Genomic DNA, 26,972 nt, shown 5'->3' on the forward strand with positions numbered 1-26,972 from the left:
CCGCGTAACGTCGGTTGCCTGGTGGTCGGTGGCGAGAGGCCAGCCCATAAGACCATCAAGTGCAGGCGGAGACGCAAACAATGGCGATATCTGAAGTGCAATCGCCCAGGGACGGCGCGAAAACCACGCTGACGGAGCATCCGCTGATGCTGTCGGTGAACGGCGAACAGCTTCATGCGCAGGTGATGGCGGATACGCCGCTCTTGCTGGTACTGCGCAACGATCTGGCGCTCAACGGCCCAAAATACGGCTGCGGCCTGGGCGAATGCGGCGCGTGCACCGTGCTGATCGACGGCGTGGCGGCGCGCTCCTGCGTGATCCCGGCCCTCGGCGTGTCCGGCCGGGCGATCGTGACCCTGGAAGGTCTCGGCACTCGCCAGCGCCCGCATCCGGTGCAGCGCGCCTTTATCGAAGAGCAGGCGGCGCAATGCGGCTACTGTCTCAATGGCATGATCATGACCACCAAAGCCCTGTTGGATCGCAATCCCGCCCCGAGTGAGGCGGAGATCCGTCAGGCGCTGTCCGGCAATCTGTGCCGCTGCGGCACCCATCTTGAAATCTTGCGTGCGGTTCAGCGCGCCATCATTCTCTGCCGCGATGAGGACGCCCACGATCATGACTGATTCCCGTACCCGTACCCCATCGCCGAGCCAGGCCGAATTGCTGCAGCGCGACGGCGTGCTGCTGATCGTCGACAGCGTGCAACCGCCGCCGGGGCTGGTGCCCAAGGGGCAAACGCCGGTGCTGAAGCCCAAAGAGCAGGGGCTGTTTATCGCCCTGTGCGGCAGCGGCGAAATCTATGCCTTTAACGGCCATGTCGATCTCGGCACCGGCGTGCGCACCGCGCTCGGGCAGATCGTCGCCGAAGAGCTGTACCTGCGCATGGATCAGGTGCAAATGGTGTTGGGTGATACCGAACGTGCGCCGAATCAGGGCGCCACCATCGCCAGCGCCACGCTGCAGATCGCCGCCGTGCCGCTGCGCAACGCCGCCGCCGAAGCGCGCCGTTGGTTGTTGCGCCAGGCGGCGCAGCGCTTCGATGCGCCTGTGGAACGGCTGACGCTGGAGGAGGGCGTGATCCGCAGCCCGCAGGGGCAGGCGCTCAGCTACGCCGAGCTGGTGGCCGGCGGTCATGTCGAGCTGTCGATTTCCGGCGACGCGCCGCTGAAACCGCAGGCGGAGTATCGCCTGGTGGGCACCAGCGCCGCGCGCGTCGATATTCCGGCCAAGGCGACCGGCGAAACCACTTACGTACACGATATGCGGTTGCCGAATATGCTGCACGGCCGGGTAGTGCGGCCGCCCTATGCCGGTTACGACAGCGGCGAATTTGTCGGCACCAGCCTGCTGGCGGTGGACGAAACCTCGATCGCGCATATTCCCGGCATCGTCAAACTGGTGGTGATCGGCGATTTCATCGGTATTGTCGCCGAGCGCGAAGAGCAGGCGGTCAAGGCGGCGCAGGCGCTGCAGGTCAGTTGGAAAGACTGGCGGCGCAATTTGCCGCAGATGACCGACGTGGCGCAGGCGCTGCGCGACAACCCGCATTCGACCCGGGTGGTGCACGATACCGGCGACGTGGACGCGGCGCTGGCGGCGGCCGACAGGCGTTTCACCCGCAGCTACCTGTGGCCGTATCAGCTGCATGCCTCTATTGGCCCTTCCTGCGCGCTGGCGGACTACCGACCGGAGCGTCTGCAGGTCTGGTCAGGCAGCCAGAACCCGCACCTGCTGCGCGCCGATCTGGCCTGGCTGCTGGAGTACCCGGAAGCGCAGATCGAGATCGTTCGCATGGAGGCGGCCGGCTGCTATGGCCGCAATTGCGCCGATGACGTCTGCGCCGACGCGGCGCTGCTGTCGCGCGCGGTGGGCCGGCCGGTGCGGGTGCAGCTGACCCGCGAGCAAGAGCATGTGTGGGAACCGAAGGGCACGGCGCAGCTGATGGAGGTGGACGGCGGGCTGGACGCCGCCGGGCACCCGGTCGCCTACGATTTTCGCACCTATTATCCTTCCAACGGCGCGCCGACGCTGGCGCTGTTGCTGACTGGCCGGGTCGAGCCGCTGCCGGTGGCCTATGAAATGGGCGACCGCACCTCGGTGCCGCCTTATGAGTATCCGGCGCTGCGCGTCAGCATCGAGGACATGGCGCCGATCGTGCGCGCCTCCTGGATGCGCGGCGTTTCCGCCTTGCCCAACACCTTCGCCCACGAGTCTTATATCGATGAGCTGGCCCACGCCGCCGGCGTCGATCCGCTGGAGTATCGGCTGCGCTACATCCATGATGAACGCGCCAGTGAACTGATGCGCAGCACCGCAGAACGCGCCGGCTGGACGCCGCATACCGAACCGATGCAGACCCCGGCGGAAGACGGCGTGCTGCGCGGGCGCGGCTTTGCCTACGCCCGTTACATCCACAGCAAGTTTCCCGGCTTTGGCGCGGCCTGGGCCGCCTGGGTGGCCGACGTGGCGATCGACAAAGCCAGCGGCGAAGTGGCGGTGACGCGCATCGTGGTCGGCCACGACGCGGGCATGATGGTCAACCCGGACGGCGTGCGCCACCAAATTCACGGCAACGTATTGCAATCGACCAGCCGGGTATTGAAAGAGCGCGTGACCTTTGAGGAATCGACGGTCTCCGCCAAAGAGTGGGGGGCTTACCCGATCCTGACCTTCCCGGAGGTGCCGGAGGTGGACGTGGTGATGATGCCGCGCCCTTACGATCCGCCGCTGGGCGCCGGGGAGTCGGCATCGGTGCCCAGCGCGGCGGCCATCGCCAACGCGGTGTTCGACGCCACCGGCATTCGTTTTCGCGAGCTGCCGATCACCTCGGACAAGCTGCGAGAGGCGCTGAACGGGCCGGACGCCGAGCGGCAGGCCGCGCCGCCCAAGAAAAAGAAGCGCGGCAAATGGTGGTTCGGTGGCGCGGCGGGGCTGTTCGGCGCCGTGCTGGGCATCGCCGGCAGCGCCTTGCCGTGGCGTGCGGAGATCGCGCCGGTGGCGACGCCCGGCGCCGGCACCTGGTCGGCCGCCACGCTGGAGCGCGGTCGTCAATTGGCCGCCGCCGGAGACTGCGCGGTTTGCCATACCGCGTCGGAAGGGGCGACCAACGCCGGCGGGTTGGCGATGGCGACGCCGTTCGGCACGCTCTACAGCACCAACATTACCCCGGACGTGGCAACCGGCATCGGCAACTGGTCGTTTACCGCATTCGATCGGGCGATGCGTCAGGGCATCGCCCGCGACGGCCGCCACCTCTATCCGGCATTTCCTTACACGGCATTCAGTAAAATGACCGACGGCGACATGCAGGCGCTGTACGCTTATCTGATGTCGCAACCGGCGGTGCGCCAGAGCAATCCGGCCAATCAGATGCGCTTCCCGTTTAACCTGCGGCCGCTGATGGCGGGCTGGAACACGCTGTTCCTGCGCCAGGGGGAATATCAACCCGATCCGCAACAAAGCGCGCAGTGGAATCGCGGCGCCTATCTGGTCAACGGGCTCGGTCACTGCGCCGCCTGCCATTCGCCGCGCAATCTGCTGGGGGCGGAAAAGGGCGGAGCGGCTTTCCTGGCGGGGGGGATGGTGGACGGGTGGGAAGCGCCGGCGCTGAATCAATTGGCCAACGCGGACAAACCCTGGACCGAGGAACAGCTGTTTCAGTACTTCCGCAGCGGGCATTCCGCCGAGCACGGCGTGGCGGCCGGGCCGATGGGGCCGGTGGTCAGCGAACTGGCGACGTTGCCGCAGAGCGATCTGCGGGCGATGGCCAACTATGTGATGTCGCTGAGCGCCAAGGCGACGCTGAATGTGGAACCGCAGGCGCAGTTGGCGGCCCGCGCGTTGCCTGCGGGTCAACTGGCGGGCGAGCGGTTGTTTCAGGGCGCTTGCCAGGCCTGCCACAGCGCCGCCGCCGGCGGGCCGCAGCTGTTCGGCGTCAGCCCGGATCTGGCCAATAACACCAATATCTTCAGCGATCGCCCCGATAACCTGATCAAGGTGATCCTGCAAGGGATCACCAAACCGGCCACCGCCGAATTGGGCTTTATGCCGGGCTTTAAGGACAGCTTTTCCGATCGGCAGGTGACGGCGCTGGTGAATTATCTGCGCCAACGCTATGCCGGCGACAAACCGGCCTGGCGCGACGTGGAGGCTCAGGTGGCGCGGCTGCGCGCAGAGCCGGGCACGCACTGAGCCGCCTCAGGCTTGGCGCAGGAACGCCACCAGCCGCTGCGCCGGCAGCGGCAACTGCGCCAGGTCACGCACCGCGATCGACAGGCGTCGGGTCGCCCACTCGTCCGTTAGCGGCAGGGCGCCGTGTCGGATCTCCGGATGGCGTTGGGCGCTCTCCTCCGGCACCACCGCCAGCCCGGCGCCGCGCAGCACCATGCGACAGATGGCGTCGAAATTAGCCGCACGCGCCCGCAGCCGCATCGGGCCGCCGCTGCGTATCGCCAGCTGTTCCAGATGCTGTTGCAGCGCACTCTCTTCCGGCAGACCGATGAAATCAAAAGGCAGGGCGTCCGCAAAGCTGAGCGTGCGGCGGCCGCTGAGCGCATGCCCCGGCGGCAGCGCCAGCACCAGACGATCCTGGCGAAAAGGGTAACTTGTCAGCCCGCGCAGATCGGCGTGGTCCGCGACGATGCCGATATCCGCCGCCCGTTCGGCGATGGCCTGCGCGATGGCCGGGCTGGGCAGCTCCTCCAGCGCGATGTCGGTGTGCGGGTGCTGCACCAGAAAATCCGCCAACAGCTCCGGCAAAAAGGTGTCGGCGGCGACGGTATTGGCGACGATGCGCAGCCGGCTGCGCTGGCCCGGCGCGAACTCGGCCATATCACCGCGCAGCCGGTCGCGCTGCTGCAATAGCACTCGCGCGTGATGCAACAGGCGCTCACCGGCGGGCGTCGCCTGGACGCCGCGCGGATTGCGCGTCAGCAGCGCTACGCCGGCCTGTTGCTCCAGCCCGCGCATGCGGGCGCTGGCGGCGGCCAGCGACAGCCCGACGCGCTCGGCGCCGGCGGTGATGCTGCCGGTCTCGAGCACCGCCGCCAACAGCCGCAGATCGATAAAGTCAAAATGCATGCGTTTTCCCTCTGTCTTTGCCGCAGGCAGGCTCTGTCATTGCCGCATTGTGCCGCGGCGCGGCGCTGGCCACAATCGAGCCGTTGATTCGCCATAAGGATAGACGCATGTCGCTGACGTTACTCGAAATTGTCGCCCTGACGGGCATTTTTACGCTGGCCGGCACGGTCAAAGGGGCGATCGGTCTGGGGTTGCCGACGGTGTCGATGGGGTTGCTCAGCCTGATGATGCCGCCGGGGCAGGCCGCCGCGTTGCTGCTGTTGCCCTCGCTGATCACCAACCTGTGGCAACTGCTGTGCGGGCCGCGGTTGGGGGCGCTATGCCGGCGGCTATGGCCGATGATGCTGTGCGTCATGCTGGGCACGTTATTGAGCGCCGGCGCGCTCACCGACATCGACGGCCGCCTGGCGCCGCTGGCGCTGGGCATGTGTCTGATCGGCTATGCGCTGCTGGGATTCACCCGTTTTGATTGGCGCATTTCCGCCGTGGCAGAGCCTTGGCTGGGGCCGCTGTGCGGCCTGGTGACCGGTACGCTGACCGGCGCCACCGCGGTATTCGTCATTCCGGCGGTGCCTTACCTGAATGCGTTGGGCCTGGCGCGTGACGATCTGGTGCAGGCGCTGGGGTTGTCGTTCACCGTCTCGACGCTGGCGCTGGCCGCCGGATTAGCCTGGCATCAGGCGCTGCCCGCTACGCTGCTCGGCGGTTCGCTGTTGGCGCTGTTGCCGGCGCTTGCCGGCATGTGGCTGGGGGAGAGGGTGCGTCGTCATTGGCGCCCGCAGCTGTTCCGCCGCCTCTTCTTTATAGGGTTATTAATCTTGGGCGTTGAGATTATTTGGCGATTCAATTAATTGAATCGATAACATCTGCGTGTAATTAGGTTCGGTATATTATTCTGGGTTTTATTTTAATATGATGGCTTGCAATGTTTAGAACACACTTTCTTATTGGTTTTTTTATGAAATACAGGATGGTTATGGATTGTTATTAGTGTGTTTTACTTTTGCCATTACAGCTGTTTTTAATGACTGTAAAACCAGTAAACCCATAGGAGAGTATTTATGAAGGAAATCTTAAGCAGCCAATTCGATGCGGTGTCGGGTGGATGGCAGGATCGCGATGGGAGTGGAAAAAGAGCGTCTGATAACGGAGATGGGGTATATGATGAATAGATATGTTGTTTTTATAAAGAGTGATGAATCAAAAGTGCTAAGAAAGGAAGTGGTTACACGAGAAATTATTAAGAATATGAAGCGGAAGGGATTCAGAAAGCATCATATCGAAGTAGAGGCTGATAACGAAAACGATGCTATTAACAAATTAAATAAGAACAGCAATGATTATTTGTATTCATTGAGAAATTTTTCAGGTGATTTATTGTTCTGTTCTATTTGTGTTATTATTATGACGATCGTCTATTTTGCCACGATGAAAATGAGTTAGAAGTAGATGCTGTTGGATTTAAAAATAAAACGGCTTGTCGAACTGGATCTCTCTGATTTCCTCTGGATATGATACTGCCATAGGGTGAAAAATACGTTCATGAAAATTTATTGGTGCTAGGATCACTCAGAAGATTTAAAGGTGTTTATTTTAATGGTTTCATATCCTCTCACCAAAATTAACTGACCTTCTGCTTGTTTTATTGTCAATACAATAGCCTGTGAATTTGAATGTTAGCTATCAATAAGGGACGCTGATCATGTTTCGCCAGGAAGCGATCGATAATCAGAAAATGAAATGGCGTGGCCGGGCACTCCTGCTACCCGGTATTCCCGTTTGGGGCACGACAGGGCTCTGCCTGTTTTTCTTCATCGTCTTTCTCACCTTCGCGATCGCCGGCACCTATACCCGGCGGGTCAATGTGACCGGTGAGATCAGCACTTATCCGCGGGCCGCCAATGTCTATTCCGCCGTTCAGGGGATAGTGGTCAAACAATTCGTCACCGAAGGGCAGGTCATTGCCGCCGGTGCCCCCGTTTACCAGATCGACGTCAGCAAGAGTACCCGTAGCGGTGTGCTCAGCGACAACCAACGCCGGGATATCGATGGCCAGCTGGCGCGCATTGCGCAAATCATTAACCGACTGGAAAGCAGCAAGCAGGCCACGCTTATCATGCTGAAACAGCAGAAGGCGCAATACACCGCTGCATTCACCCGCTCCACTGATATCCTCAAACGCGCCCAGGAAGGGATACGCATCATGAAGGAAAACATGGAGAACTACCGGCACTATCAGACCCAGGGGCTGATCAATAAGGATCAGCTCACCAATCAGGTGGCGCTGTATTACCAGCAGCAGAACAACCTGCTGGGCCTGTCCGGCCAGAACGAACAGAATGCGTTGCAGATCACCGCGCTGGAGAGCCAGATCCATACCCAGGCCGCTGAGTTTGACAACCAGATCTACCAGATGGAGCTGCAGCGCTTCGAGCTGCAAAAGGAGCGGCAAAACATAGATGCCACTGGCGATATTATCGTTCGCGCGCTGGCCGGAGGCCGTATCGATTCGCTGAGCGTCACGGTTGGCCAGATGGTCAACATTGGCGACAGTCTGCTGCAGATTATTCCGCAAAACATCGATCGCTATGCCCTGGTACTGTGGGTGCCCAACGACGCCATCCCCTACATTGCCGCCGGCGATAAGGTCAATGTGCGCTATGACGCCTTTCCGGCGGAGAAGTTCGGCCAGTTCGCCGGCACAGTGTCCGTCATCTCCAAAGCCCCGGCCTCACCGCAGGAAATGCTGACCTACCAGGGAGCGCCCAAAGCGGCGCTGACCGCCTCCGGGCCGTACTACAAGGTGATCGTCATGCCGGAGAAACAGGCCATTGCCTATGACGGTAAACGCCTCAGCCTGGAAAACGGCATGAAAGCGCAAAGTACTCTGTTTCTGGAAAAAAGGAAGATGTATCAATGGATGCTGTCGCCGTTCTACGACATGAAACACAGCGCGACGGGGCCAGTCAATGAGTAGGACCACATTCAAACAACGGGTCAGCCAACTGGATCTGCGGTTGCGCCACCGGGTTTCGATGGTGCACCAGACCGAGTCGTCGGAATGCGGGCTGGCCTGTCTGGCGATGATTTGCGGTTATTACGGCAAAAACATCGACCTGATCGCGCTGCGCCGGCAGTTCAACCTGTCATCCCGCGGTGCAACGCTGGTTGGACTGACCGGTATCGCCGAGCAATTGGGGTTGAGCACCCGTCCCCTGTCTCTGGATCTGGACGAACTCGGCGCGCTAAAACTGCCCTGCATTCTGCACTGGGAATTCAACCATTTCGTGGTGCTGGTCAGCGTCAAAGGCCACCGCGCCGTGCTGCACGATCCGGCGCGCGGGCGCCGGATCGTCAGCCTGACGGAACTGTCGCACAGTTTCACCGGCGTAGCGCTTGAGGCCTGGCCCGGCAGCGAATTCACCGCCGACAGCGTCCGCCATCGCATTCATCTTCGCACGCTGATCGGCAGCTTGCATGGCCTCAAGCGGGCGCTCGGCAAAATCTTTTGCCTGTCTCTGGTATTCGAAACCATCAACCTGGTGATGCCCATCGGCACGCAACTGGTGATGGATCACGCTATTCCTGCCGGAGATCGCGGGTTACTGTCGCTCATCTGCGCCGGATTGATGCTGTTTATCTTGTTGCGGGCCGCCATCGGCATGGTGCGGGCATGGTCAGGATTGGTCATGGCGACGCTTATCAACGTGCAGTGGCAGTCCGGGTTGTTCACCCATCTGCTGCGCCTGCCACTCGGTTACTTTGAACGGCGTAAGCTGGGTGACATTCAATCACGCTTCGGTTCGCTGGATACGCTGCGCAGCACTTTCACCACCAGTATCGTCGGCGCCATCATGGACGGCATCATGGTGATCGGTGTGTTGGTGATGATGGTGCTGTATGGCGGCTGGCTGACCTGGGTAGTGCTCAGTTTCACCGCGCTTTATGTGTTGATGCGGCTGCTGACCTATGGATATTACCGTCAGCTGTCCGAGGAGGCGCTGGTGAGAGAGGCGCGGGCCGGCTCGTATTTTATGGAAACGCTGTACGGTATCGCTACCGTCAAGATGCAGGGTATGGCAGAACGCCGCATCGCCCACTGGCTAAACCTTGAAATTGACACTATCAACACGGGTATCCGCGTCACCAGGATGGACATGCTGCTTGGCGGGATCAACACCTTTATAGCGGCGTGCGACCAGATCGTCATTCTGTGGTTGGGAACCAGCCTGGTGATCGATAACCAGATGACCCTCGGCATGTTCGTGGCGTTCGGCGCCTTTCGGGGGCAGTTCTCCGACCGCATCGGGTCGCTGACGGAATTTTTGCTGCAGCTGCGCATGATGAGCCTGCATAACGAGCGCATCGCTGATATCGCCCTGCATCCGCGGGAGGCGCGTAAACCCGATCACCCATACACGGCGGGCCTGCAACCTTTGGGATTGACGACCCATGCCCTGAGCTATCGTTACGACAGCCAGTCACCGGCTATTTTTGATGGCCTGGACATCAGCGTTGCGCCAGGCGAAAGCGTGGCCATCGTGGGCCCGTCCGGCGCCGGCAAAACCACGTTGATGAAGGTGCTGTGCGGACTGTTTACTCCAGATTCGGGGCGGGTTGAGGTGAACGGCGTCGATATCCGGCAGCTCGGCATCAACAACTACCACAAAATGATTGCCTGCGTGATGCAGGACGACAAACTGTTCTCCGGCTCGATCCGGGAAAATATCTGCGGGTTCGCGGACGAGGTGGACGATGCCTGGATGCAAGCCTGTGCCCGTGCCAGCTATCTGCATGACGTGATTTTACGCATGCCTATGGGATATGAAACACTGATTGGCGAGTTGGGGGAAGGATTGTCCGGCGGGCAAAAACAACGGCTATTCATAGCCCGGGCAATCTACAAAAAACCGGCTATTTTGTTTCTGGATGAGGCCACCAGCGCGCTGGATAAGGAGAGCGAAGCTGTGGTGAATCAGGCCATCAAGAGACTCAATATCACTAAGCTGATCATTGCCCATCGTGAAACGACCATTGCGTCGGCAGATCGAGTTATACATTTTGGATAAGGGGGATATCACCCGCGGCACCGGCCATTTACACTGTTTTTCCCCCTAAAAACCCAATAGGTTCAGGCCGCCGATGCCGCCGCCAATGACGATTGCTTTCATCGGGCTGTTCTCCTCGCATGGCGATAACCGAAGCGGCGATTATCGTACCCGCTAGCCGGGGCGGTGGCGCGCGGGCTGGCGTAGAGGGGCGGTCGCAAACGCAAAGTGGTGCAGGCAATGAACAGCGACGGGGCAAGGCTATTTTTGCTGCTCGCTTCGGCTTTCAATTTACGGCGCGGCGCATTGCGCGATATTCTGGTTTTCTGATGGGCTGACGGCGGATGAGGGAACCATGACAGACAGCCAGGCGTTTGAACAACAAAGCCTCGACAATCTGCTGAGCTATTGGCGGCGCCATCGCCGCCTGCCGGGCGCGCGCTATCCGGCCGGCCCGACCGACACACTGTGCGACGTGCCGGGCGTCAGCGTCGGGCATCACACGCTGGCCGACGGCGAATGCCAGACCGGCGTTACCGCCATCGTGCCGCCGGGCGATCTGTTTAACCAGCCGCTGCCGTGTGGCAGCGCGGTGCTCAACGGCTTCGCCAAGCCGCTGGGGCTGGTGCAGCTGAACGAGCTGGGGGTGCTGCAAACGCCTATTCTGCTGAGCAACACCTTCGCCGTCGGCACGCTGTTCAACGCCATGGTGCGGCGCAGCTGTCTGCGTTACCCGCAGATCGGCCGCGGCAGCGCCACCATTAACCCCCTGGTGCTGGAGTGCAACGACGGCTACCTCAACGATATTCAGGCGATGGCGGTGCGTGAGGAGCACGTCTTCAGCGCGCTGGATAACCACTCCACCCGCTTTGCGCGCGGCAGCGTCGGCGCCGGGCGCGGCATGAGCAGTTTCGGCTTGAAGGGCGGCATCGGCACCGCCTCACGCTATTGCCCTGGGCTTGGCACCACGCTCGGCGTGCTGGTGCTGGCCAATTTCGGCACCCTCGACTCGCTGACGCTGAGCGGCGTGCGCGTCGGCCAGGCGCTGGGCAAACTGTTGGCTGACCCGCCGCCGCAGGTGGACGCCGGTTCGGTCATCATCATCATCGCCTGCGATCGGGCGCTGGACAGCCGCCAGCTGAACCGCATCGCCCGCCGCGCGGGCGCGGGTCTGGGGCGGGTAGGCAGCCATTGGGGGCACGGCTCCGGCGATATCGCGCTGGCGTTTTCCACCCGGTTGCTGGGGGCGACGTTGCCGGACGAGCGGCTGGAGCCGCTGTTTGCGGCCGCCGCGGACGCCACCGAATACGCGGTGTTGGATGCCTTGCTGAGCGCGGAAGGCGTCAGCGGTTTCCAGCAGCACGATCGTATGGCGTTGGGCCCGCTGCTCGATCGGCTGGCGGCAAATTAAATAACGGGAGTGTGATGTGAAAGTCTTTATCTCTGCGGATATTGAGGGTATTGCCGGCGTGATGCGGCCGGAGCAGTGCAACCCGGCTCATGCTGACTATGCGGCGGCGCGCGAGCTGATGGAGCAGGAGGTCAACGCCGCCATCGACGGCGCTTTTGCCGGCGGCGCCACCGAGGTGACGGTGGCCGACAGCCACGCCATGATGCAGAACCTGCGCGCCGATCGCATCGATGCGCGGGCGCGTCTGGTGCAGGGCAAACCGCGCGGGTTATCGATGGTGGAAGGGCTGCAGCATCAACGTTACGATGGCCTGATGTGTATCGGTTATCACAGCGCCGCCGGCGAACGCGGCGTGCTGGCGCATACCATCAATGGCCGGGCCTTTTACCGCGTCAGCCTGAACGGCGAGGTGGTAGGCGAAAGCGATCTGTATGCGGCGGCGGCGGCCGAGTTGAACGTGCCGTTGTGGCTGGTGAGCGGTGACGACGAGCTGCAACGCTGGATCGCTGAACGTTATCCGCAATCCGGCTATGTTTGCGTAAAACGCGCCATCTCGCAAACCGCCGCCGAATCGCTCAGCCCTCAGCGGGCGCGGGCGGAGATCCGCGAGCGGGCGATGCAGCAGGTGCGCCAGGGCGCCAGACTGCCGGTGGAGCGCCGCTTCATGCCGCCTTACCGGCTGACGCTGATGGCGGCCAAACCGGTGCTGGCGGATCTGTTCAGCCTGGTGCCCGGCGTGGAGCGCCAGGATGCGCTCACCGTGGCCTTCGACAGCGACAACATGGCGGCGCAAATCAACCTGCTCAGCGTCTTCTCCTCTCTGGCGGCGACGCAGAGCTGACTCCCGGTGCGGGTTCCCGCCCGCACCGCACGATTCTCCAACAGAAAATCCCTTATCAAGATTAGGCCTGCTGAATAATAGGCTACGCTAATTATTGCTCTGTTGCGCTATATCACCTGACGGACGCGACAAGCCATTCCCATAACAAGATTTGTTTCGCCGAAGGCAGTGACGCCTTCGGTTTTTTTGGAGTCATGAGCAATGAGCATATCCCAAGTTCCGCTTTCGCGGCGGCGGTTTATCGTCGGCGCCGGGGCGTTGGTGATCGGCGCCTATCTGCCGTCCACCGGGGCGCTGGCGCGTTCGGCTGCCCCGACCGCCTCCGGCGCGGCGGCGTTAGACGCCAACGCCTTCGTTCAGATCGGCGCCGACGGCGTCGTCACCGTCATCAGTAAACACACCGAAGTGGGCCAGGGGGTCTATACCGGCATGGCGACGCTGGTCGCCGAAGAGCTCGATGCCGATTGGGCACAGGTGCGGGTCGTGGCCGCGCCGGTGGACACCAATATCTACAAAAACCTGGCCTTCGGATTCCAGGGCACCGGCGGTTCCAGCTCGGTGGCCAATGCCTATGAGCAAATGCGGCGTATGGGCGCCATGGCGCGCGCGCTGCTGGTGCAGGCCGCCGCGCAGAGCTGGAAAACCTCGGCGCAGGAAATCACCGTGCAGGCGGGCAAGATCCGCCATGCCGCCAGCGGGCGCGAAGCGGGCTTCGGCGAATTCGCCGCGCTGGCCGCCACGCTGCCGCCGCCCGATCCCGCTAGCCTGACGCTGAAGGATCCGGCCAATTTCACCCTGATCGGCAAAACGCGCGGTTTGCACCGCGTCGATTCGCTGGCGAAAACCAACGGCAGCGCGCAGTTCTCGCAGGATATCCACGAGCCGGACATGCTGACCGTCACCATCAAGAAACCGCCGCGTTTCGGCGGCAAAGTGGCGACCTTCGACGCCGAGCGGGCGCTGGCGGTGCCGGGCGTGGTGGCGGTGAAGCAGGTCGCCACCGGCGTGGCGGTTTACGCCAAAAACACCTGGGCGGCGATCCAGGGGCGGGAACGGCTGCGGGTCACCTGGGACGACGCGCAGGCCGAACGGCGCAACACCGAGGAGATCTACGCCGAATTCCGCCAGGTGGCGCAGAAAACCGGCGTGGTGGCGAAGAGCCACGGCAAGCCGGACGAGGTGTTCGATAAGGCCGACAAGGTGATCGAGGCCGAATACACCTTCCCGTACGTCGCGCACGCGCCGATGGAGCCGCTGGACGGCTATCTGTTCTGGGACGGCGAGAGCGTCAAGGCGCGCTACGGCTGCCAAATCCAGACGCTCGATCACAAGCAATTGTGCGATCTGTTCGAGTTGCCGCCGGACAAGGTGCAGATTGAAACCATTCTGGCGGGCGGCAGCTTCGGCCGGCGCATCGATTTAGGCAACCCGACGCTGGGGCCGGATCTGGCGGCCGACATGGCGGCGGCGGCCAAGGGCATCGGCCCCGGCCACGGCGTGAAGGTGGTGTGGACGCGCGAGGACGACATCCGCAACGGCTGGTATCGCCCGATGATCCTGCACCGCCTGCGCGGCGCCATTCGGGGCGGCAAAGTGGTGGGCTGGACCGATACCGTGGTCGGCCACTCCTGGACGCGCCACAGCGCGATGGATGCGCTGGTGGTCAACGGCCTCGATCAGATGATGGTCGAGGGCGCCAGCGAGGTCTCATACACCTTCGAAGCCTTCCGCTGCGATGCGCATATTGTGCCCGGCAAGGTGCCGACCACCTCTCTGCGGTCGGTCGCCAGCACCCACACCGGCCACGCGGTGGAGAGCTTTATCGATCAGCTGTTGCAGGAAACCGGCCAGGATCCGGTCGAAGGGCGGCTGGCGCTGATGGGCGATGCGCCGCGCGCGGCGGGCGTGCTGCGGGCGGTAGCGAAAGCCGCCGGCTGGCAGGGCGCTAAAGTGGTAGACGGGCGCGCGCGCGGCGTGGGCGTCGCCAAGGCGTTCGATACCTATGTGGCGCAGGTGGCCGAGGTGTCGATCGGCGAGGGCGGCATCCCGAAAGTGCATAAAGTGTGGTGTGCGGTGGATTGCGGCGTGGCGGTGAACCCCGACGTGATCCGCGCGCAGATCGAGGGCGGCATCGGTTACGGCCTCAGCATGGCGCTATACGGCAATATCACGCTGAAAGACGGCGTGGTCGAACAGTCCAATTTCAATAACTTCCGCCCGCTGCGCATCGATGAGATGCCGGAGATCGAGGTGATCATCGTGCCCTCGACCGAGAAACCGACCGGCGTGGGCGAGCTGGGGGTGCCGACCATCGCCCCGGCGGTCGGCAACGCGCTGGCGCTGCTCGGGCGGCCACGCACTTCGCTGAGCCTGCCGCTGCATAATCCCACTGCGAATCCGGCGTCTGACAAGGAGAGAACCTGATGATTCATTTAACCGTAAACGATCAGCCGCTGACCTTTGAGGGCGATCCGCACATGCCGCTGCTGTGGTTTTTGCGTGACGAAGCCGGCCTGACCGGCACCAAGTTCGGCTGCGGCATCGCCATGTGCGGCGCCTGTACCGTGCATCTGGACGGCGTGCCGGTGCGTTCGTGCATGACGCCGGTCTCCGCCGCCGTCGGCAAAAAAATCACCACCATCGAAGCCGTGGGCGCCACGCCGGAAGGCAAGGCGGTGCAGGAAGCCTGGCTTGATCTGGACGTGGTGCAGTGCGGTTACTGCCAGTCCGGCCAGATCATGAGCGCCAGCGCGCTGCTGGCGCAAAGCAAGGATCCGAGCGATGCGGACATCGACGCGGCGATGGGCGGCAACGTTTGCCGTTGCGCCACCTATGTGCGCATTCGCGCCGCCATCCACCAGGCCGCCAAGGCGTTGGGTTAGGGAGAGATGCGATGAGCAATGCCTTGAAAGGGCTGTTATGGCTGATTATCGCCGTGGTGGTGTTGGCGGGAGGATACGCGCTGTATACGCTGCTGCGGCCCACCGGCGCTGAGCCTGCGGCGCCGATCGCCGGGGCGCCGGCCGGCATGACCGACAAACTGGCGCGCGGCGAGTACCTGGCGCGCGCCGCCGACTGCGTGGCGTGCCACACCGCGCCGGGCGGCACGCCTTATGCGGGCGGCTTCGCCTTCAAGCTGCCGTTCGGCACCATCTACGGCACCAACATCACCGCCGACAAGGAAACCGGCATCGGCAACTGGAGCGACGATCAGTTCGTGCGCGCGGTGCGTGAGGGCATCGGCCCACAGGGCAACCTGTATCCGGCGATGCCTTATACTTCCTACACCGGGCTGAGCCGCGATGATGTGCTGGCGATCAAGGATTATCTGTTCAGTCTGCCGCCGGTGAAACAGGCCAACCCGCAAAACGAGCTGTCGTTCCCGTTCAACCAGCGTTGGGGCATGAAATTCTGGAACCTGGCGTTCTTCCAGGAGCAGCGTTTCGCGCCGGATCTCAACAAGGATGAACAGTGGAATCGCGGCGCCTATCTGGCGACGGCGCTCGGCCACTGCGGCGAGTGCCATACGCCGCGCAATCTGGGGTTCGGTCTTAACCAGAGCAAGCACCTGAGCGGTGAAGTGGTGCAGGGCTGGTTCGCCGCCAACATCACGCCGGACAAACAGACCGGCATCGGCGGCTGGAGCGACCAGCAACTGTCGCAATATCTGGCCACCGGCCATGCGCCGGGGCGCAGCAGCGCCGCCGGTCCGATGGCGGAAGCGGTGGAAAACAGCCTGCAGTTCCTGACGCCGGAAGATAATCTGGCGCTGGTGAAATACCTGCGCGACATCGAACCCATCGCCGGCGACAGCGCGGCGGCGGTGAACTTGCAGCCGAAGGGCGCGGGGGCTTCCACCCCGATCCTGCCGGGCGGGCAAGACAGCTCGCTCGGGCGGCGGATGTTCGCCAACGACTGCAGCGGCTGCCACCAGTGGAACGGGCCGGGCCGCCAGAGCGAGTATGCTTCGCTGGTGGGCAGCACGGCGGTGAACGATCCGCAGGGGCGCAGCGTGGTGCAGGCTATCCTGAAGGGGACGAGCATCAGCGTCGGCGAGCGGCATGAGATGATGCCGTCGTTCGGCAGCGCGTATTCCGACGAGGAAGTGGCGGCGGTCGCCAACTTCGTGGTCGGCCACTTCGGCGATAAGCAGGGCAGCGTCACCGCCAAACAGGTGGCGGAGCAGCGCAAGCAGTAACGAAAAGCGGCGAGGGAGATTCTCCCTCGCCGCGGCGTTATCGGCTGCGCCGCGACATCACCCGTTTGTCTTTCGGTCTATCCTGCCAGTCCTCAACCTGATTATTGAAGTTGTCCGCCAGCAGGTAGGCCGGGGTTTTCGCCAGCCAGTCGGACAACGAAATATCCTGATAAATGCCGTTGTCCATCACGATCAGTACCTTCAAATCCTCATCGCCGATGTTCTCGATGTAATGGCCGAAGCCCTGCGGCACGTAACCGACGTCCGAAGGGGCGTACTCTTCCGTCTGCGCGTGGCCGTGCGAGCTGAACACCGTCATGCGGCCTTTGCCGGCAATATAGTATTGCCATTCGTTGGCGTTGGGGTGCCAGTGCAATTCCCGGATCGCGCCGGGTTTCACGATCTCGATGATGCCGGTCATGGTGGTGGAAATGGGAAATTCTTTCGACGACACCAAATGGACGCTGCCGGCGTCATTTTCAAAGAACGGCTTTTGCTTCATTAATTCATAGCGGTGGGTCAGCGGGGCATTATTTAATCCGCCGTCGCTTTTCGGTAATGGCAAGGTGGGCGGAACGGCGCCGCCGACAATATAAGCTTCGCCCTGTTTGGCCTTGGAAAATACTGCCGCCGACATGTCGACGCTTTTTTCCAATACCTCTTTCGGCATATGCGCCACCCAATCGGTGATGCTGAAGGTGCCGAATTCGGAGAAATGGCCGTTATCGAACGCCAAAATAAAATGCGCGCCGTCCGCCAGCGCCTGAATGGAATGGCCGTAGCCTTTCGGGAAATACCAGACGTCGCCGGGGCCGAAATCCGCCACCTCACATTTTCCCTCGGGATCGAGGATGGTGATGCGCGCATGGCCTTCCAGCATGAATGCCCATTCGGCGGCGATGGCGTGCCAATGCAGTTCGCGCACGCCGCCCGGCTCCAGCGTCATGTCGACGCCCGCCACGCCTTCGGAGATCGGGAATTGCTCGACGGTAGCTTCGCGCGCCCAGCCGCTGGGCAGGCTGCGTTTTTTGCTGTCGGTGAATTTGTATTTATAGAGATGTTGCGCATCGGCAGGCGGCTGATAGCTGCTGGGGGGCACGATATTGCGATGGTCGTCGGCAGCGGCATTTTTGGTGATGCCGCCGATCATGCCGGCGGCGGCCGCGCTGACGGCGGAGACTTTCAATATATCACGACGCGATAGCATAGCATTTTCTCCAATATAAAGCCGTGCGCCTGCAGAAGCAGGCGACGGGGAAGGCGCGATCGCCATTGAAATGATTTTTGTCATCGGCGGGAATAGGCTGTGACCCTTAAATCCTAGCGGCTGGAATGTATTGCGTAGGCGTTTATTTGTTTGCGTTTGTTACTAAGTGAGAGCGGGTTTAATTATTCATTGTTAATCTCAATAGTCATGGATATGAATTAATCTCCCCCTGTAATTAAATAAACAAAGTGTCAATGAAACGCATTATTTTGGGTTATTTCCTTCCGATTGCGCTATGGGTGTGCGCAAAAAGCGTGCAGCGGCGACATTGCAGTGCATTTACGCTAAATCGTGACGCCTTTCACAACGCTGACGTCTGGCTATTGCCGAGTATTCGCGAGTATGGTGATACTTTTAGCGCGGTCGAGAAGACCGCACACCATTTTTATTGCGGCGTGTTACTGCTAAAGCAGGCAAGACCAAAATAGGAATGCACTTCTCCTTGTGATGAGGCGCATTTCCATTTTGGTCTTTTTTTTGCATTTTACCGGGGAAGACGATGGACTATCAAAAACTTGGCTTAGAAATATTGGCGCGGGTCGGCGGTAAAGGCAACGTCAGCAAGCTGACGCACTGCGCGACCCGTTTGCGTATGGAATTCAACGACGACGCTAAAGTGGATTCGAAGGCGATCGAAGCCCTGCCGGGCGTTATCAGCGTGGTGGTGCGAGGCGGCCAGTTTCAGATCGTGGTCGGCAATAACGTGCAGCAAACGTTCCGCGTGCTGCAAAAGGAGATTGGCCAGCCGCAAACCGGCGCTCAAAAGCAGCAGCCGAAAGGTGGCGTGGTGTCACGGATTATCAGCGTGATTTCCACGACCTTTACCCCGGTGATCCCGGCCATTACCGGCGCGGGGATGATCAAGGCGCTGCTGGCGATCCTCAAGCTGGCCGGGGCGATAGATCCCGCCGGCACGACCTATCGATTGCTGGATACCCTCGCCGATGCGGCCTTTTTCTTCCTGCCGGTGCTGTTGGCTTACGGTGCCGCGATAAAATTCGAGTGCAATCCCATCCTGGCGATGACCCTCGCCGGCGCGTTGCTGCACCCTAATCTGGCTCAGATGCAGGCGGCGGGCGCCGCGATTGATTTTCTCGGCATTCCGGTGCGGCTGGCGGATTATGCCGGCTCAGTGTTGCCGATCATTTTTACCGTGTGGCTGATGTCCTATATCGAGCGGTTTGCCGAGAAAGTTTCGCCGACGATGATCAAGTTCTTCACCAAACCGATGATCGTGCTGCTGGTCACCGCGCCACTGGCGTTGGTGGTGGTCGGGCCGTTCGGCATTTTCCTCAATGACATGGTGGCCGCCGGTGCGGCGATCGTCGATGGCAAGGCCAGCTGGCTGATTCCTATGTTGATGGGCGGGCTGCAGCCATTTTTGGTGATCACTGGCACCGCCTGGGCGATGACACCGATCGCCACCGGCCAATTGACCAAGAATGGCTTTGAGATGATTAACGGGCCGGGCATGTTGGCGTCCAATATTGCACAAGGTGCGGCGACGCTATGTGTGGCATTCCGCACCAAGAACACGAATTTGCGCCAGTTGGCGTCCTCCGCCGGTTTTACCGCGTTGTTGGGGATCACTGAACCCTCGCTGTACGGGGTGACGCTGAAACTGCGCAAACCGTTGATCGCGGCGATGATCGGCGGTGGCTGCGCCGGCATTTACGCCGGGTTGAGCGGGTTGGTGCGTTATGCCTTCGTTTCTCCTGGCCTGGCCGCTTTGCCGGCGTTTATCGGTGAGAACCCGATGAATATCGTGCACGCGCTGATCACTTGCGCCATTGCCATCGTCGTGACCTTTGCCCTGACCTTGATCCTTGGCTTCGACGATCCGGTCGAGGAGACGAACGACGAGACTCAGGTGGCGGCGGCCGACGAGGTATCGCCGGTTTTCAGCCCGCTGACCGGCAAAGCCGTGACGTTGGATCAGGTCAACGATGACGTTTTCTCCCAGGGCTTGTTGGGCCAGGGCATGGCGATCATACCGTCGGAAGGCGTGCTGCGTGCGCCGCTGGACGGCGAGATCGTGACTTTCCTGCCGTCAAAACATGCGGTCGGCATCAAGGGGGACAACGGCGCGGAGCTGTTGCTGCATATCGGCATCGACACGGTAAACCTGGGTGGCCAACACTTTGACTCCGGACTGCAGATCGGCGATCGCGTGAAGGCCGGCGACGAGCTGGTGCGTTTTGACATCGGCGCGATCGCCGCATTGGGCTTCGATCTGACGACGCCGGTATTGATCGTCAACAGCGAAGCGTTTCAGGTTCAGGTGTTACCTAAGCCGCATGGCGTTCATGCCGGTGAGACGATTATGGCGCTGAAGGCCAATAAGGAGCCGGCATGATTTATCAACGCTTGCACGATTTTCCCGCCGAGTTTCTCTGGGGCGCGTCGACTTCCGCCTATCAGGTGGAGGGCGCATGGAATGAAGACGGCAAAAGCCCGTCGATCGTCGATATGCTCGAACATCCCGCAGGCACGGCGGATTTTACGGTGGCCAGCGATCACTATCATCGCTTTCGCGAGGATGTGAAGCTGTTCGCAGAACTGGGGTTAAAGGCCTACCGGTTTTCGGTTGCGTGGACGCGCGTGTTGCCCGAAGGCGTCGGCGAAGTCAATGCGCCGGGGTTGGCGTTTTACCGGCAGTTGATCGACGAATTGCTGGCGCACGGCATCGAGCCGGTGGTGACGCTGTATCATTTCGATCTGCCGTATGTGCTGGAGCAGCAGGGCGGCTGGTCCAATCGCGCCACCATCGAGGCTTTTGTCACTTATGCCGGCGTGCTGTTCGACGCCTTCGGCGATCGGGTGAAGTATTGGCTCACCATCAATGAACAGAACACTATGATCCTGCACCCCGGCGCTATCGGCACGCCCAAAGGCGGTGCGTTGCCTGACAAACGGACGCTGTATCAGCAGAGTCATCATATGTTGGTCGCTCAGGCCAAAGTCATGGCATTATGCCATCAGCGCTGTCCCGGCGGGAAAATTGGCCCGGCGATCAATACCACCTCGATGTATCAGGAGACCTGTAATCCGCTGGATGCCATTGCCGCTCATAACTGGGAGACGTTGCGCTGTTGGAGTTTTCTCGATGTGGCGGTGCATGGCCGCTATAACGCCCTGGCCTGGCGTTACCTTGAGGATCGGGGGTGGTCGCCGGACAGGGAGCCGGAGGACGCGGCGCTGCTGTTGGCGGCACGACCGGATTATGTGGCGATCAATTACTATTCCACCGCCACGATCGCCGCCAGCCGCGGCGACGGTTCAGACGTGAGCGCACGCGCCGGCGATCAGCAAATTATGCTCGGCGAACCGGGTGTGTATCGTGCGGCGGAAAACCCGTTTGTCGGCAAGACGCGCTACGGATGGGTGATCGATCCGGTTGGCCTGCGCTTAACGCTGCGCAAGACCTTCGAGCGCTATCACCTGCCGATACTGATCACGGAGAACGGCATTGGCGCGCCGGATGAATTGCGGGCGGATGAGACTATCGACGACGACTATCGCATTGAATTCATGCGGCAGCATGTCGAACAGATGCGGCTGGCGATCAACGATGGCGTCGAGCTGCTCGGTTACTGCCCGTGGGCGGCGATTGACGTCGTCAGCACGCATCAAGGTTACGCAAAGCGCTATGGATTTATCTACGTGAACCGCGGAGAACGGGATCTTAAGGATCTGCGGCGCATCAAAAAACGCAGTTTTGACTGGTATCGGCAGCTTATCGCCGCCAATGGCCGGTTGGGCAAATAAGCAAGGTGACGGCCGAGACGATGAAAGTCATTAAGGTGCTCAACAACAGTCTGGTGTTAACCGCGGACGACGATAACCGTGAGGTTATCGTCATGGGCAAGGGAATTGGTTTTAACAGCAAAACCGGAGACGAGATCAACTCGGCCGCCATTGAGAAAGTGTATGTGGTGCAGGAGGGGCAAAAGGGGCGGGATTACCTGCGGCTGATTGAAACTGCCCCGACGGAGCACATCGAAATTGTGCAGATGATCCTCAGTGAGGCCAATCGCCAACTGAACGGCAACATTAATGAACAGATTTTCTTTACGCTGGCGGATCACGTCAGTTTTGCTATCGAACGTCATCACAAGGGTATCGCCATCCAAAACCGCCTGCTGTTCGAGGTGAAGCGTTTCTACCCGCGAGAGTTTGCGGTGGGGCTGCAAGCCTTGGCCTACATTAACCAGCGGCTGAATATCCAACTGCCTGAAGAGGAAGCGGGCAATATCGCCTTTCACCTGGTCAACGGCCAGACCGAAGTGCAAAACATGGAGCACACGTTGCTGGCGGTGAAGATGCTGAAAGATATTTTCAATATCATCAAGTATCACTTTCGCCTCAATATCGACACCGATTCGCTGAACTACGCGCGCTTTTTAGTGCATATGCAGTTCTTTATCCAGCGCATGCTCGACGGCAAACAGATGACCTCGAAGGCCGACTTTCTGTTTGCCCAGATGATGGCCGAGTACCCGCATGCCTATCGCGGCGCGCTATTGATCCGCGATTACGTGAAGAATCTGCTGCAAATGGAGATGTCGAACGATGAGCTGCTGTATTTGATGATCCACCTGACGCGCATCACCGATCAGCCCGAGGCCTGAACCGCCTCGGCGACCAGTTCGCGAAAGCGCTCGACGATCGGCGAGGCCGGGCTATGGCGCAGCGCCAGGTAAAGCGGGGCGCTGAGCTGCGCTTCTTCGGCGATCGTGCGGTAGACAATGCCGTCGCCGCCCAGCCGCCGCATCGAGCCGGGCACGATTGACAACCCCAGCCCGGCGCCGACCAGGCTGAGGGTGGCCGGCAGGCGCGGCGCTTCCTGCACGATGCGCGGGCTGAAGCCGGCGCGGTGGCAGGCGGCCAGGATGGCGTCGTACAACCCCTGACCGGCGGGGCGGCGATAGAGAATAAACGCCTCGTGGGCCAGTTCGGCCAGCGGCAGCGGTTGCTGCGTTTCTTGCGCCAGCCGGTGGCCCAGCGGCAGGGCGACGATCATCGGCTCGCTGAGCACCGGCTCGACGCTCAGGCCGGGAATGCCGTTGGCCGGCGAGCGCACGAAGGCGGCGTCGAGGCGCTGTTCCAGCAACGCCTCCATCAGTTCGCCGCTGCCGGCTTCTTCCAACTGGGTAGTGATGCCCGGCAGGATATCGCGATAGCGGCGCAGCAGGTTGGGCACGAACGGATGCAGCGCGGCGGAGCTGGTGAAACCGATGGCGATATAGCCCTGCTCGCCGCGGGCGGCGCGCTGTACCGCTTCGCGCAGGCGCTCGGCGCGCGCCAGCAGGGCGCGGGCTTCTTCGAACAACACGCCGCCCGCTTCGGTGACGCGCACGCCGCGCGGCAGGCGCTGCAACAATTTCACGCCCAGTTCATCTTCCAGCCCCTGCAACAGGCGGGTCAGCGGCGGCTGCTGGATAAACAGCCGCTCGGCGGCGCGGGTGATGTTGCCTTCTTCCACTACGGTGACGAATGCCCGCAGGCGACGCAGTTCGATCATAGCCATACCTCAAAGGTATCTTTGGTTTTTCCGGAATGCATTAGACATCATGGCACGGCGGCGCGCATGATACCAGACATCAAAACAAGCGATGTGGAATGGCAATGTCATGTCAGATATCAATACGTTAAAACCGCACCCGGCGGCAGCGCCGGGCAACGCGGAGCTGTTTTTGGGCTTTCTGTGGCTAGGGCTGATTGGCTTCGGCGGCGTGCTGCCGCTGGCGCGCAGCATGTTGGTGGAGCGGCGGCGCTGGCTGAGCGGCGAACAGTTCACCGAGCTGCTCGGCCTGGGCCAATTTTTGCCCGGCGGCAATGTGATCAATCTGTCGGTGGCGGTGGGGATGGAGTTTCGCGGGCTGCGCGGCGCGCTGTGCGCCTTGCTGGGCCTCATCAGCGCGCCGACGGCGATCGTGGTGGGGCTGGGTATGGTCTACGCCCGTTTCCAAAACGATCCGCATGTGCAGCATGTGTTCGCCGGGCTGGCCGCCGCCGCCGCCGGGCTGCTGCTGTCGACCGGGATCAAGATGCTGCTGCCGCTGCGCGGTAAATGGCCGGCGCTGGCGATCGTCGCGCTGGCGCTGATCGCTATCGCCTGGCTGCGCCTGCCGCTGTTGCCGACCATGCTGGTGCTGGCGCCGCTGAGCATTCTGCTGATGTGGCGGTGGCCGTCATGAGCGGGGTGTTGATGGCGTTGGCGCTGATCTTCACCGAGCTTTCTTTATTGGCGTTCGGCGGCGGAATGACCATTCTGCCGGAAATGCAGCGGCAGGTGGTGGAGGTGCATCAGTGGATGAGCGCCCAGGAGTTCAGCGCGCTGTTCGCCATGGCGCAGGCCGCGCCGGGGCCGAACATGATGATCGTGCCGCTGGTCGGCTGGCACGTCGCCGGCTGGGCGGGGCTGCTGGTGTCTTCGATCGCCAAGTTCGGGCCGTCTTCTATCGTTACGCTATTGGTGATGGGCGCCTGGCGGCGCTTTAAGGATCGCCCGTGGCGCCGCATCGTGCAGGCCGGGCTGGTGCCGCTGACCGTGGGGTTGGTGGCGGCCAGCGGTATCTTGATCGCCGAGGCTTCCGCGCCCAGCTGGCGGCTGGCGGCAATCGTGGCGCTGGCGACGGGGTTGAGCATGAGCAAGCGCCTCCATCCGCTGTGGGTGCTGGCGGGCGGTGCGCTGCTCGGGTTGCTGTTCGCCTGAAGGGTTAGCGCGGGATCAGCACAAAGCGCGAAGGGCCGTTGCGGTCGATCAGCTCATAGCGCTTCGGCGCGGTCAGGGCCAGAAACGCCACCATGCTCCCTTCGGCATCGGTCAGCGTCATGCCGTCCGGCGTCGGCCGCCAGGCGACCGGCAGCGCGTGCAGCGCCAGCGGCTGCAGGCATTGGGCGGAGGCGCTGAAACGGAAAGCGTTGGTGTTGGCGACCGCTTCGTCGCTCAGCTGCACCTCGCAGACGGTTTTACCGTCGCCGATGGCGGCGAGCTGCCAGTCGCCCTTCAGCGCGGCGGGTTCCAGCAACGGCAGTGAACTGCCCAGGGCACTGCTGCACAATATGCTCATAACGACTCCTGTCAGGCTGGCGCGGCGCAAGGCGCGCATAAGGAAATGGGTTGGCATCGGGTCACTCCTTTCGGCTGTCCGTTCACACTTTAGCACGTACCCATCTTGATGATGAGGGAAGGATTAGGTTTTTTAATCCTCGATTATTCTGATCCAATCGGCGATAAAATGCGCAAAAAGACGAATAATTAACCCGTTAATGCGCTCATTTTTCTCATTAATATAGTGAGAATACAAATTGTTACGCGTATCTCCAACTCAATGCCCGGCGTGGTGAAGCCAGGCCGGGCGGGCTCGCGCCAGCGGGGTGAGTCACTATACTGGTCATTCCTAAGCCTTGGCTTAGATTAGAACGACTGATGAGTAGTCTTACAAAGCGAGTGGGTTCCTATTGTGTAAAAGGAGAATACAATGCGCAGTCGCCACAACGACATTTTGCAAGATGACGATGAGTTCACCAGCCTGAGCGCCACATCCCCCAACGATCATAACTATCAGTTTTACTATCACCAGCCCGGCAGCATTTATGACGGATTGGGTTACGGCGCGCTGTTCACGCTGGACAACGCTAACCTGTACAGCAATCAGCGCGGCGGGGCAGCCATCGACAACCTGGGTAAAATCCGCGATAACTTCAGCTTCGATCGCGCCGCCGATCAGCTGACGCGGCCGGGCCTGACGCACAACGGCGATCAGGTGTATCATCAGTCGGTGGCGCTGACCTACTCCTTCCTGACGCAGAGCGCGCTGAACCGCATCGGCCAGACCGGCGACGGCGACAAGGGGCTGCAGCCACTGACCCAGGCGGCGCAGGCTCAGGCGCTGAAATCGATGCAGGCGTGGGCCGACGTGGCGAACGTGACCTTTACCGAAGCGGCGTCTACCGATATCAACCACCGCTCGGACATCACCTTCGCGTACTTCACCCAGCGCGCCGACGGCAGCACCGCCGCCGGCAGCGGCCCGAATGCCATCAACGCGTACGCCTATTACCCGCCGAGCTCCAAACCGGGCAGCGATAACGCCTTTGCGGGCACGGTGTGGTTCAACAAAAACTTCGCCACCCATCAGGCGCCGGTTAGCGGTGACTTCAGCAGCCAGACCTTCACCCACGAGTTGGGGCATGCCCTGGGGCTGGCGCACCCGGGATCTTATGACGCGTCGCTGGGCAACCCGAGCTACCAGAACGATGCCGCCTATTATCAGGATTCGTTGCAATACTCGATCATGAGCTATTTCAACGCCGGTTATACCGGCGCCGATACCAAAGGGGTGTACGGCTATGGCCCGATGGTGGATGACATTGCCGCGATCCAGAAGCTGTACGGCGCCAACATGAACACCCGCACCGGCGACACGGTGTACGGCTTCAACTCCAACACCGGGCGCGATTTCCTGACCGCCACGGCGGACAACGGCAAACCGGTCAACTTCGCGGTGTGGGACGCCGGCGGCAACGACACGCTGGACTTCTCCGGCTACAGCCAGCAGCAGATGATCAACCTGAACGACGGTGCGTTCTCCAGCGTCGGCGGCGGCACGCAGAACGTCGCCATCGCGCGCGGGGCGATCATCGAGAACGCCATAGGCGGCAGCGGGCGCGATGTGATCATCGGCAACGATCAGGACAACCTGCTGGCGGGCAACGCCGGCTCCGATATCCTGTACGGCGGCCTGGGGGCGGATCATCTGTGGGGCGGCAAAGACGCCAATAACTTCACCGACTATTTCGTCTATCTCAACGCCAAAGAGTCCACGGTGGCGGCGTTCGACGTGATTGAAGACTTCGAGCACGGCATCGACAAGATCGATCTCTCCGGCCTGCGCTTCAACAACAGCCTGAGCGAGCTGCGCTTTATCGACAGCGGCAGCGCCTTCAGCGGCCAGAAAGGCGAGATCCAGCTCAACTTCGACGCCTTCAACGGCACCACCGATCTGTTGATGAACACCCAGAGCAACAGCTATGCCGCCGACTTCAAGATCCACGTGGTCGGGCAGGTGGAGCAGAGCGATATTTTGTTTGCCTGAGGTGAGGAAGGGGAAGAGAAAAGG

21 protein-coding genes are annotated in these 26,972 nt (G+C 61.4%); 17 read left to right on the forward strand and 4 right to left on the reverse strand.

The genetic code is table 11. The annotated features are described in order from the left end of the window. Positions 1-80 precede the first annotated feature (80 nt). Positions 81-623 carry a (2Fe-2S)-binding protein gene (locus IT763_RS10880; RefSeq protein WP_049298981.1) on the forward strand — a complete coding sequence of 181 codons (543 nt, stop codon included), beginning with the start codon at positions 81-83 and terminating at the stop codon, positions 621-623. Beyond that, the gene (locus IT763_RS10885) at positions 616-4,191 is read left to right on the forward strand and encodes a molybdopterin cofactor-binding domain-containing protein (protein ID WP_206195398.1); all 3,576 of its coding nucleotides are present in this window, start codon (positions 616-618) and stop codon (positions 4,189-4,191) included. The genes IT763_RS10880 and IT763_RS10885 overlap by 8 nt, the downstream gene beginning before the upstream one ends. A 6-nt stretch (positions 4,192-4,197) precedes the next feature. Here the strand turns inward: IT763_RS10885 and IT763_RS10890 are convergent, their stop codons facing one another. Next, positions 4,198-5,079, reverse strand: a complete 882-nt coding sequence (locus IT763_RS10890; protein WP_206195399.1) for a LysR substrate-binding domain-containing protein — start codon at positions 5,077-5,079, stop codon at positions 4,198-4,200. A 107-nt stretch (positions 5,080-5,186) separates the two neighbouring features. Between IT763_RS10890 and IT763_RS10895 the strand changes: the two genes are divergently transcribed. The 9 genes from IT763_RS10895 (at position 5,187) to IT763_RS10935 (ending at position 16,577) form a co-directional block, all read left to right on the forward strand. Beyond that, complete coding sequence (locus IT763_RS10895) at positions 5,187-5,930, forward strand: sulfite exporter TauE/SafE family protein (protein WP_206195400.1); 744 nt, start codon at positions 5,187-5,189, stop codon at positions 5,928-5,930. Positions 5,931-6,198: 268 nt separating this feature from the next. Beyond that, positions 6,199-6,522 (forward strand): hypothetical protein, encoded by a 324-nt coding sequence (locus IT763_RS10900; RefSeq protein ID WP_239511172.1) that lies wholly within the window; start codon positions 6,199-6,201, stop codon positions 6,520-6,522. Between the two features lie 259 nt (positions 6,523-6,781). Then, complete coding sequence (locus IT763_RS10905; RefSeq protein ID WP_206195401.1) at positions 6,782-8,056, forward strand: HlyD family secretion protein; 1,275 nt, start codon at positions 6,782-6,784, stop codon at positions 8,054-8,056. Then, positions 8,049-10,148, forward strand: a complete 2,100-nt coding sequence (locus IT763_RS10910) for a peptidase domain-containing ABC transporter (protein WP_206195402.1) — start codon at positions 8,049-8,051, stop codon at positions 10,146-10,148. The genes IT763_RS10905 and IT763_RS10910 overlap by 8 nt, the downstream gene beginning before the upstream one ends. 334 nt (positions 10,149-10,482) lie before the next feature. Continuing rightward, on the forward strand, positions 10,483-11,538 hold the full coding sequence (locus tag IT763_RS10915; protein WP_021504539.1) for a P1 family peptidase: 1,056 nt from the start codon (positions 10,483-10,485) through the stop codon (positions 11,536-11,538). Positions 11,539-11,554: 16 nt separating this feature from the next. After that, positions 11,555-12,379 (forward strand): M55 family metallopeptidase, encoded by an 825-nt coding sequence (locus IT763_RS10920; protein WP_206195403.1) that lies wholly within the window; start codon positions 11,555-11,557, stop codon positions 12,377-12,379. A 201-nt stretch (positions 12,380-12,580) separates the two neighbouring features. Then, complete coding sequence (locus IT763_RS10925; protein ID WP_176063232.1) at positions 12,581-14,803, forward strand: molybdopterin cofactor-binding domain-containing protein; 2,223 nt, start codon at positions 12,581-12,583, stop codon at positions 14,801-14,803. Continuing rightward, positions 14,803-15,261 carry a (2Fe-2S)-binding protein gene (locus IT763_RS10930; protein ID WP_004940763.1) on the forward strand — a complete coding sequence of 153 codons (459 nt, stop codon included), beginning with the start codon at positions 14,803-14,805 and terminating at the stop codon, positions 15,259-15,261. The genes IT763_RS10925 and IT763_RS10930 overlap by 1 nt, the downstream gene beginning before the upstream one ends. A gap of 11 nt (positions 15,262-15,272) precedes the next feature. Beyond that, entirely contained in the window at positions 15,273-16,577 is a 1,305-nt protein-coding gene (locus tag IT763_RS10935; protein ID WP_016927822.1) for a c-type cytochrome, read from the forward strand. Positions 16,578-16,614: 37 nt separating this feature from the next. On the opposite strand, the gene IT763_RS10940 is transcribed toward IT763_RS10935, so the two are convergent. Then, the gene (locus IT763_RS10940) at positions 16,615-17,784 is read right to left on the reverse strand and encodes a cupin domain-containing protein (protein ID WP_151254802.1); all 1,170 of its coding nucleotides are present in this window, start codon (positions 17,782-17,784) and stop codon (positions 16,615-16,617) included. Between the two features lie 559 nt (positions 17,785-18,343). Here IT763_RS10940 and IT763_RS10945 point away from each other — a divergent pair. From IT763_RS10945 to licT, 3 genes are read left to right on the forward strand one after another with little or no spacing between them, the layout of a single operon-like run. Next, a complete protein-coding gene (locus tag IT763_RS10945) occupies positions 18,344-20,200 on the forward strand; it encodes a beta-glucoside-specific PTS transporter subunit IIABC (protein WP_206195404.1) in 1,857 nt (618 codons plus the stop codon). Further along, entirely contained in the window at positions 20,197-21,612 is a 1,416-nt protein-coding gene (locus tag IT763_RS10950) for a glycoside hydrolase family 1 protein (protein ID WP_049298999.1), read from the forward strand. The genes IT763_RS10945 and IT763_RS10950 overlap by 4 nt, the downstream gene beginning before the upstream one ends. Before the next feature lie 20 nt (positions 21,613-21,632). Then, positions 21,633-22,475 (forward strand): BglG family transcription antiterminator LicT, encoded by an 843-nt coding sequence (licT, locus tag IT763_RS10955; RefSeq protein WP_197788519.1) that lies wholly within the window; start codon positions 21,633-21,635, stop codon positions 22,473-22,475. Here the strand turns inward: licT and IT763_RS10960 are convergent. Continuing rightward, a complete protein-coding gene (locus tag IT763_RS10960; RefSeq protein ID WP_206195405.1) occupies positions 22,460-23,374 on the reverse strand; it encodes a LysR family transcriptional regulator in 915 nt (304 codons plus the stop codon). The two genes, licT and IT763_RS10960, sit on opposite strands and share 16 nt — an antisense overlap. A 103-nt stretch (positions 23,375-23,477) precedes the next feature. On the opposite strand from IT763_RS10960, the gene IT763_RS10965 reads away from it, so the two are divergent. Both IT763_RS10965 and IT763_RS10970 read left to right on the forward strand, forming a co-directional pair. Continuing rightward, on the forward strand, positions 23,478-24,044 hold the full coding sequence (locus tag IT763_RS10965) for a chromate transporter (RefSeq protein ID WP_206195406.1): 567 nt from the start codon (positions 23,478-23,480) through the stop codon (positions 24,042-24,044). Further along, a complete protein-coding gene (locus IT763_RS10970) occupies positions 24,041-24,562 on the forward strand; it encodes a chromate transporter (RefSeq protein WP_028127817.1) in 522 nt (173 codons plus the stop codon). The genes IT763_RS10965 and IT763_RS10970 overlap by 4 nt, the downstream gene beginning before the upstream one ends. Positions 24,563-24,566: 4 nt before the next feature. Here the strand turns inward: IT763_RS10970 and IT763_RS10975 are convergent, their stop codons facing one another. Next, positions 24,567-24,920, reverse strand: coding sequence for a protease inhibitor Inh/omp19 family protein (locus IT763_RS10975; protein WP_016927814.1), 354 nt, complete (start codon positions 24,918-24,920; stop codon positions 24,567-24,569). A gap of 411 nt (positions 24,921-25,331) precedes the next feature. On the opposite strand from IT763_RS10975, the gene IT763_RS10980 reads away from it, so the two are divergent. Next, positions 25,332-26,948, forward strand: coding sequence for a serralysin family metalloprotease (locus IT763_RS10980; RefSeq protein ID WP_206195407.1), 1,617 nt, complete (start codon positions 25,332-25,334; stop codon positions 26,946-26,948). Positions 26,949-26,972: the final 24 nt, after the last annotated feature.

This window comes from Serratia sp. CMO1 (genome assembly GCF_015689115.1).
GTDB lineage: Bacteria > Pseudomonadota > Gammaproteobacteria > Enterobacterales > Enterobacteriaceae > Serratia > Serratia marcescens.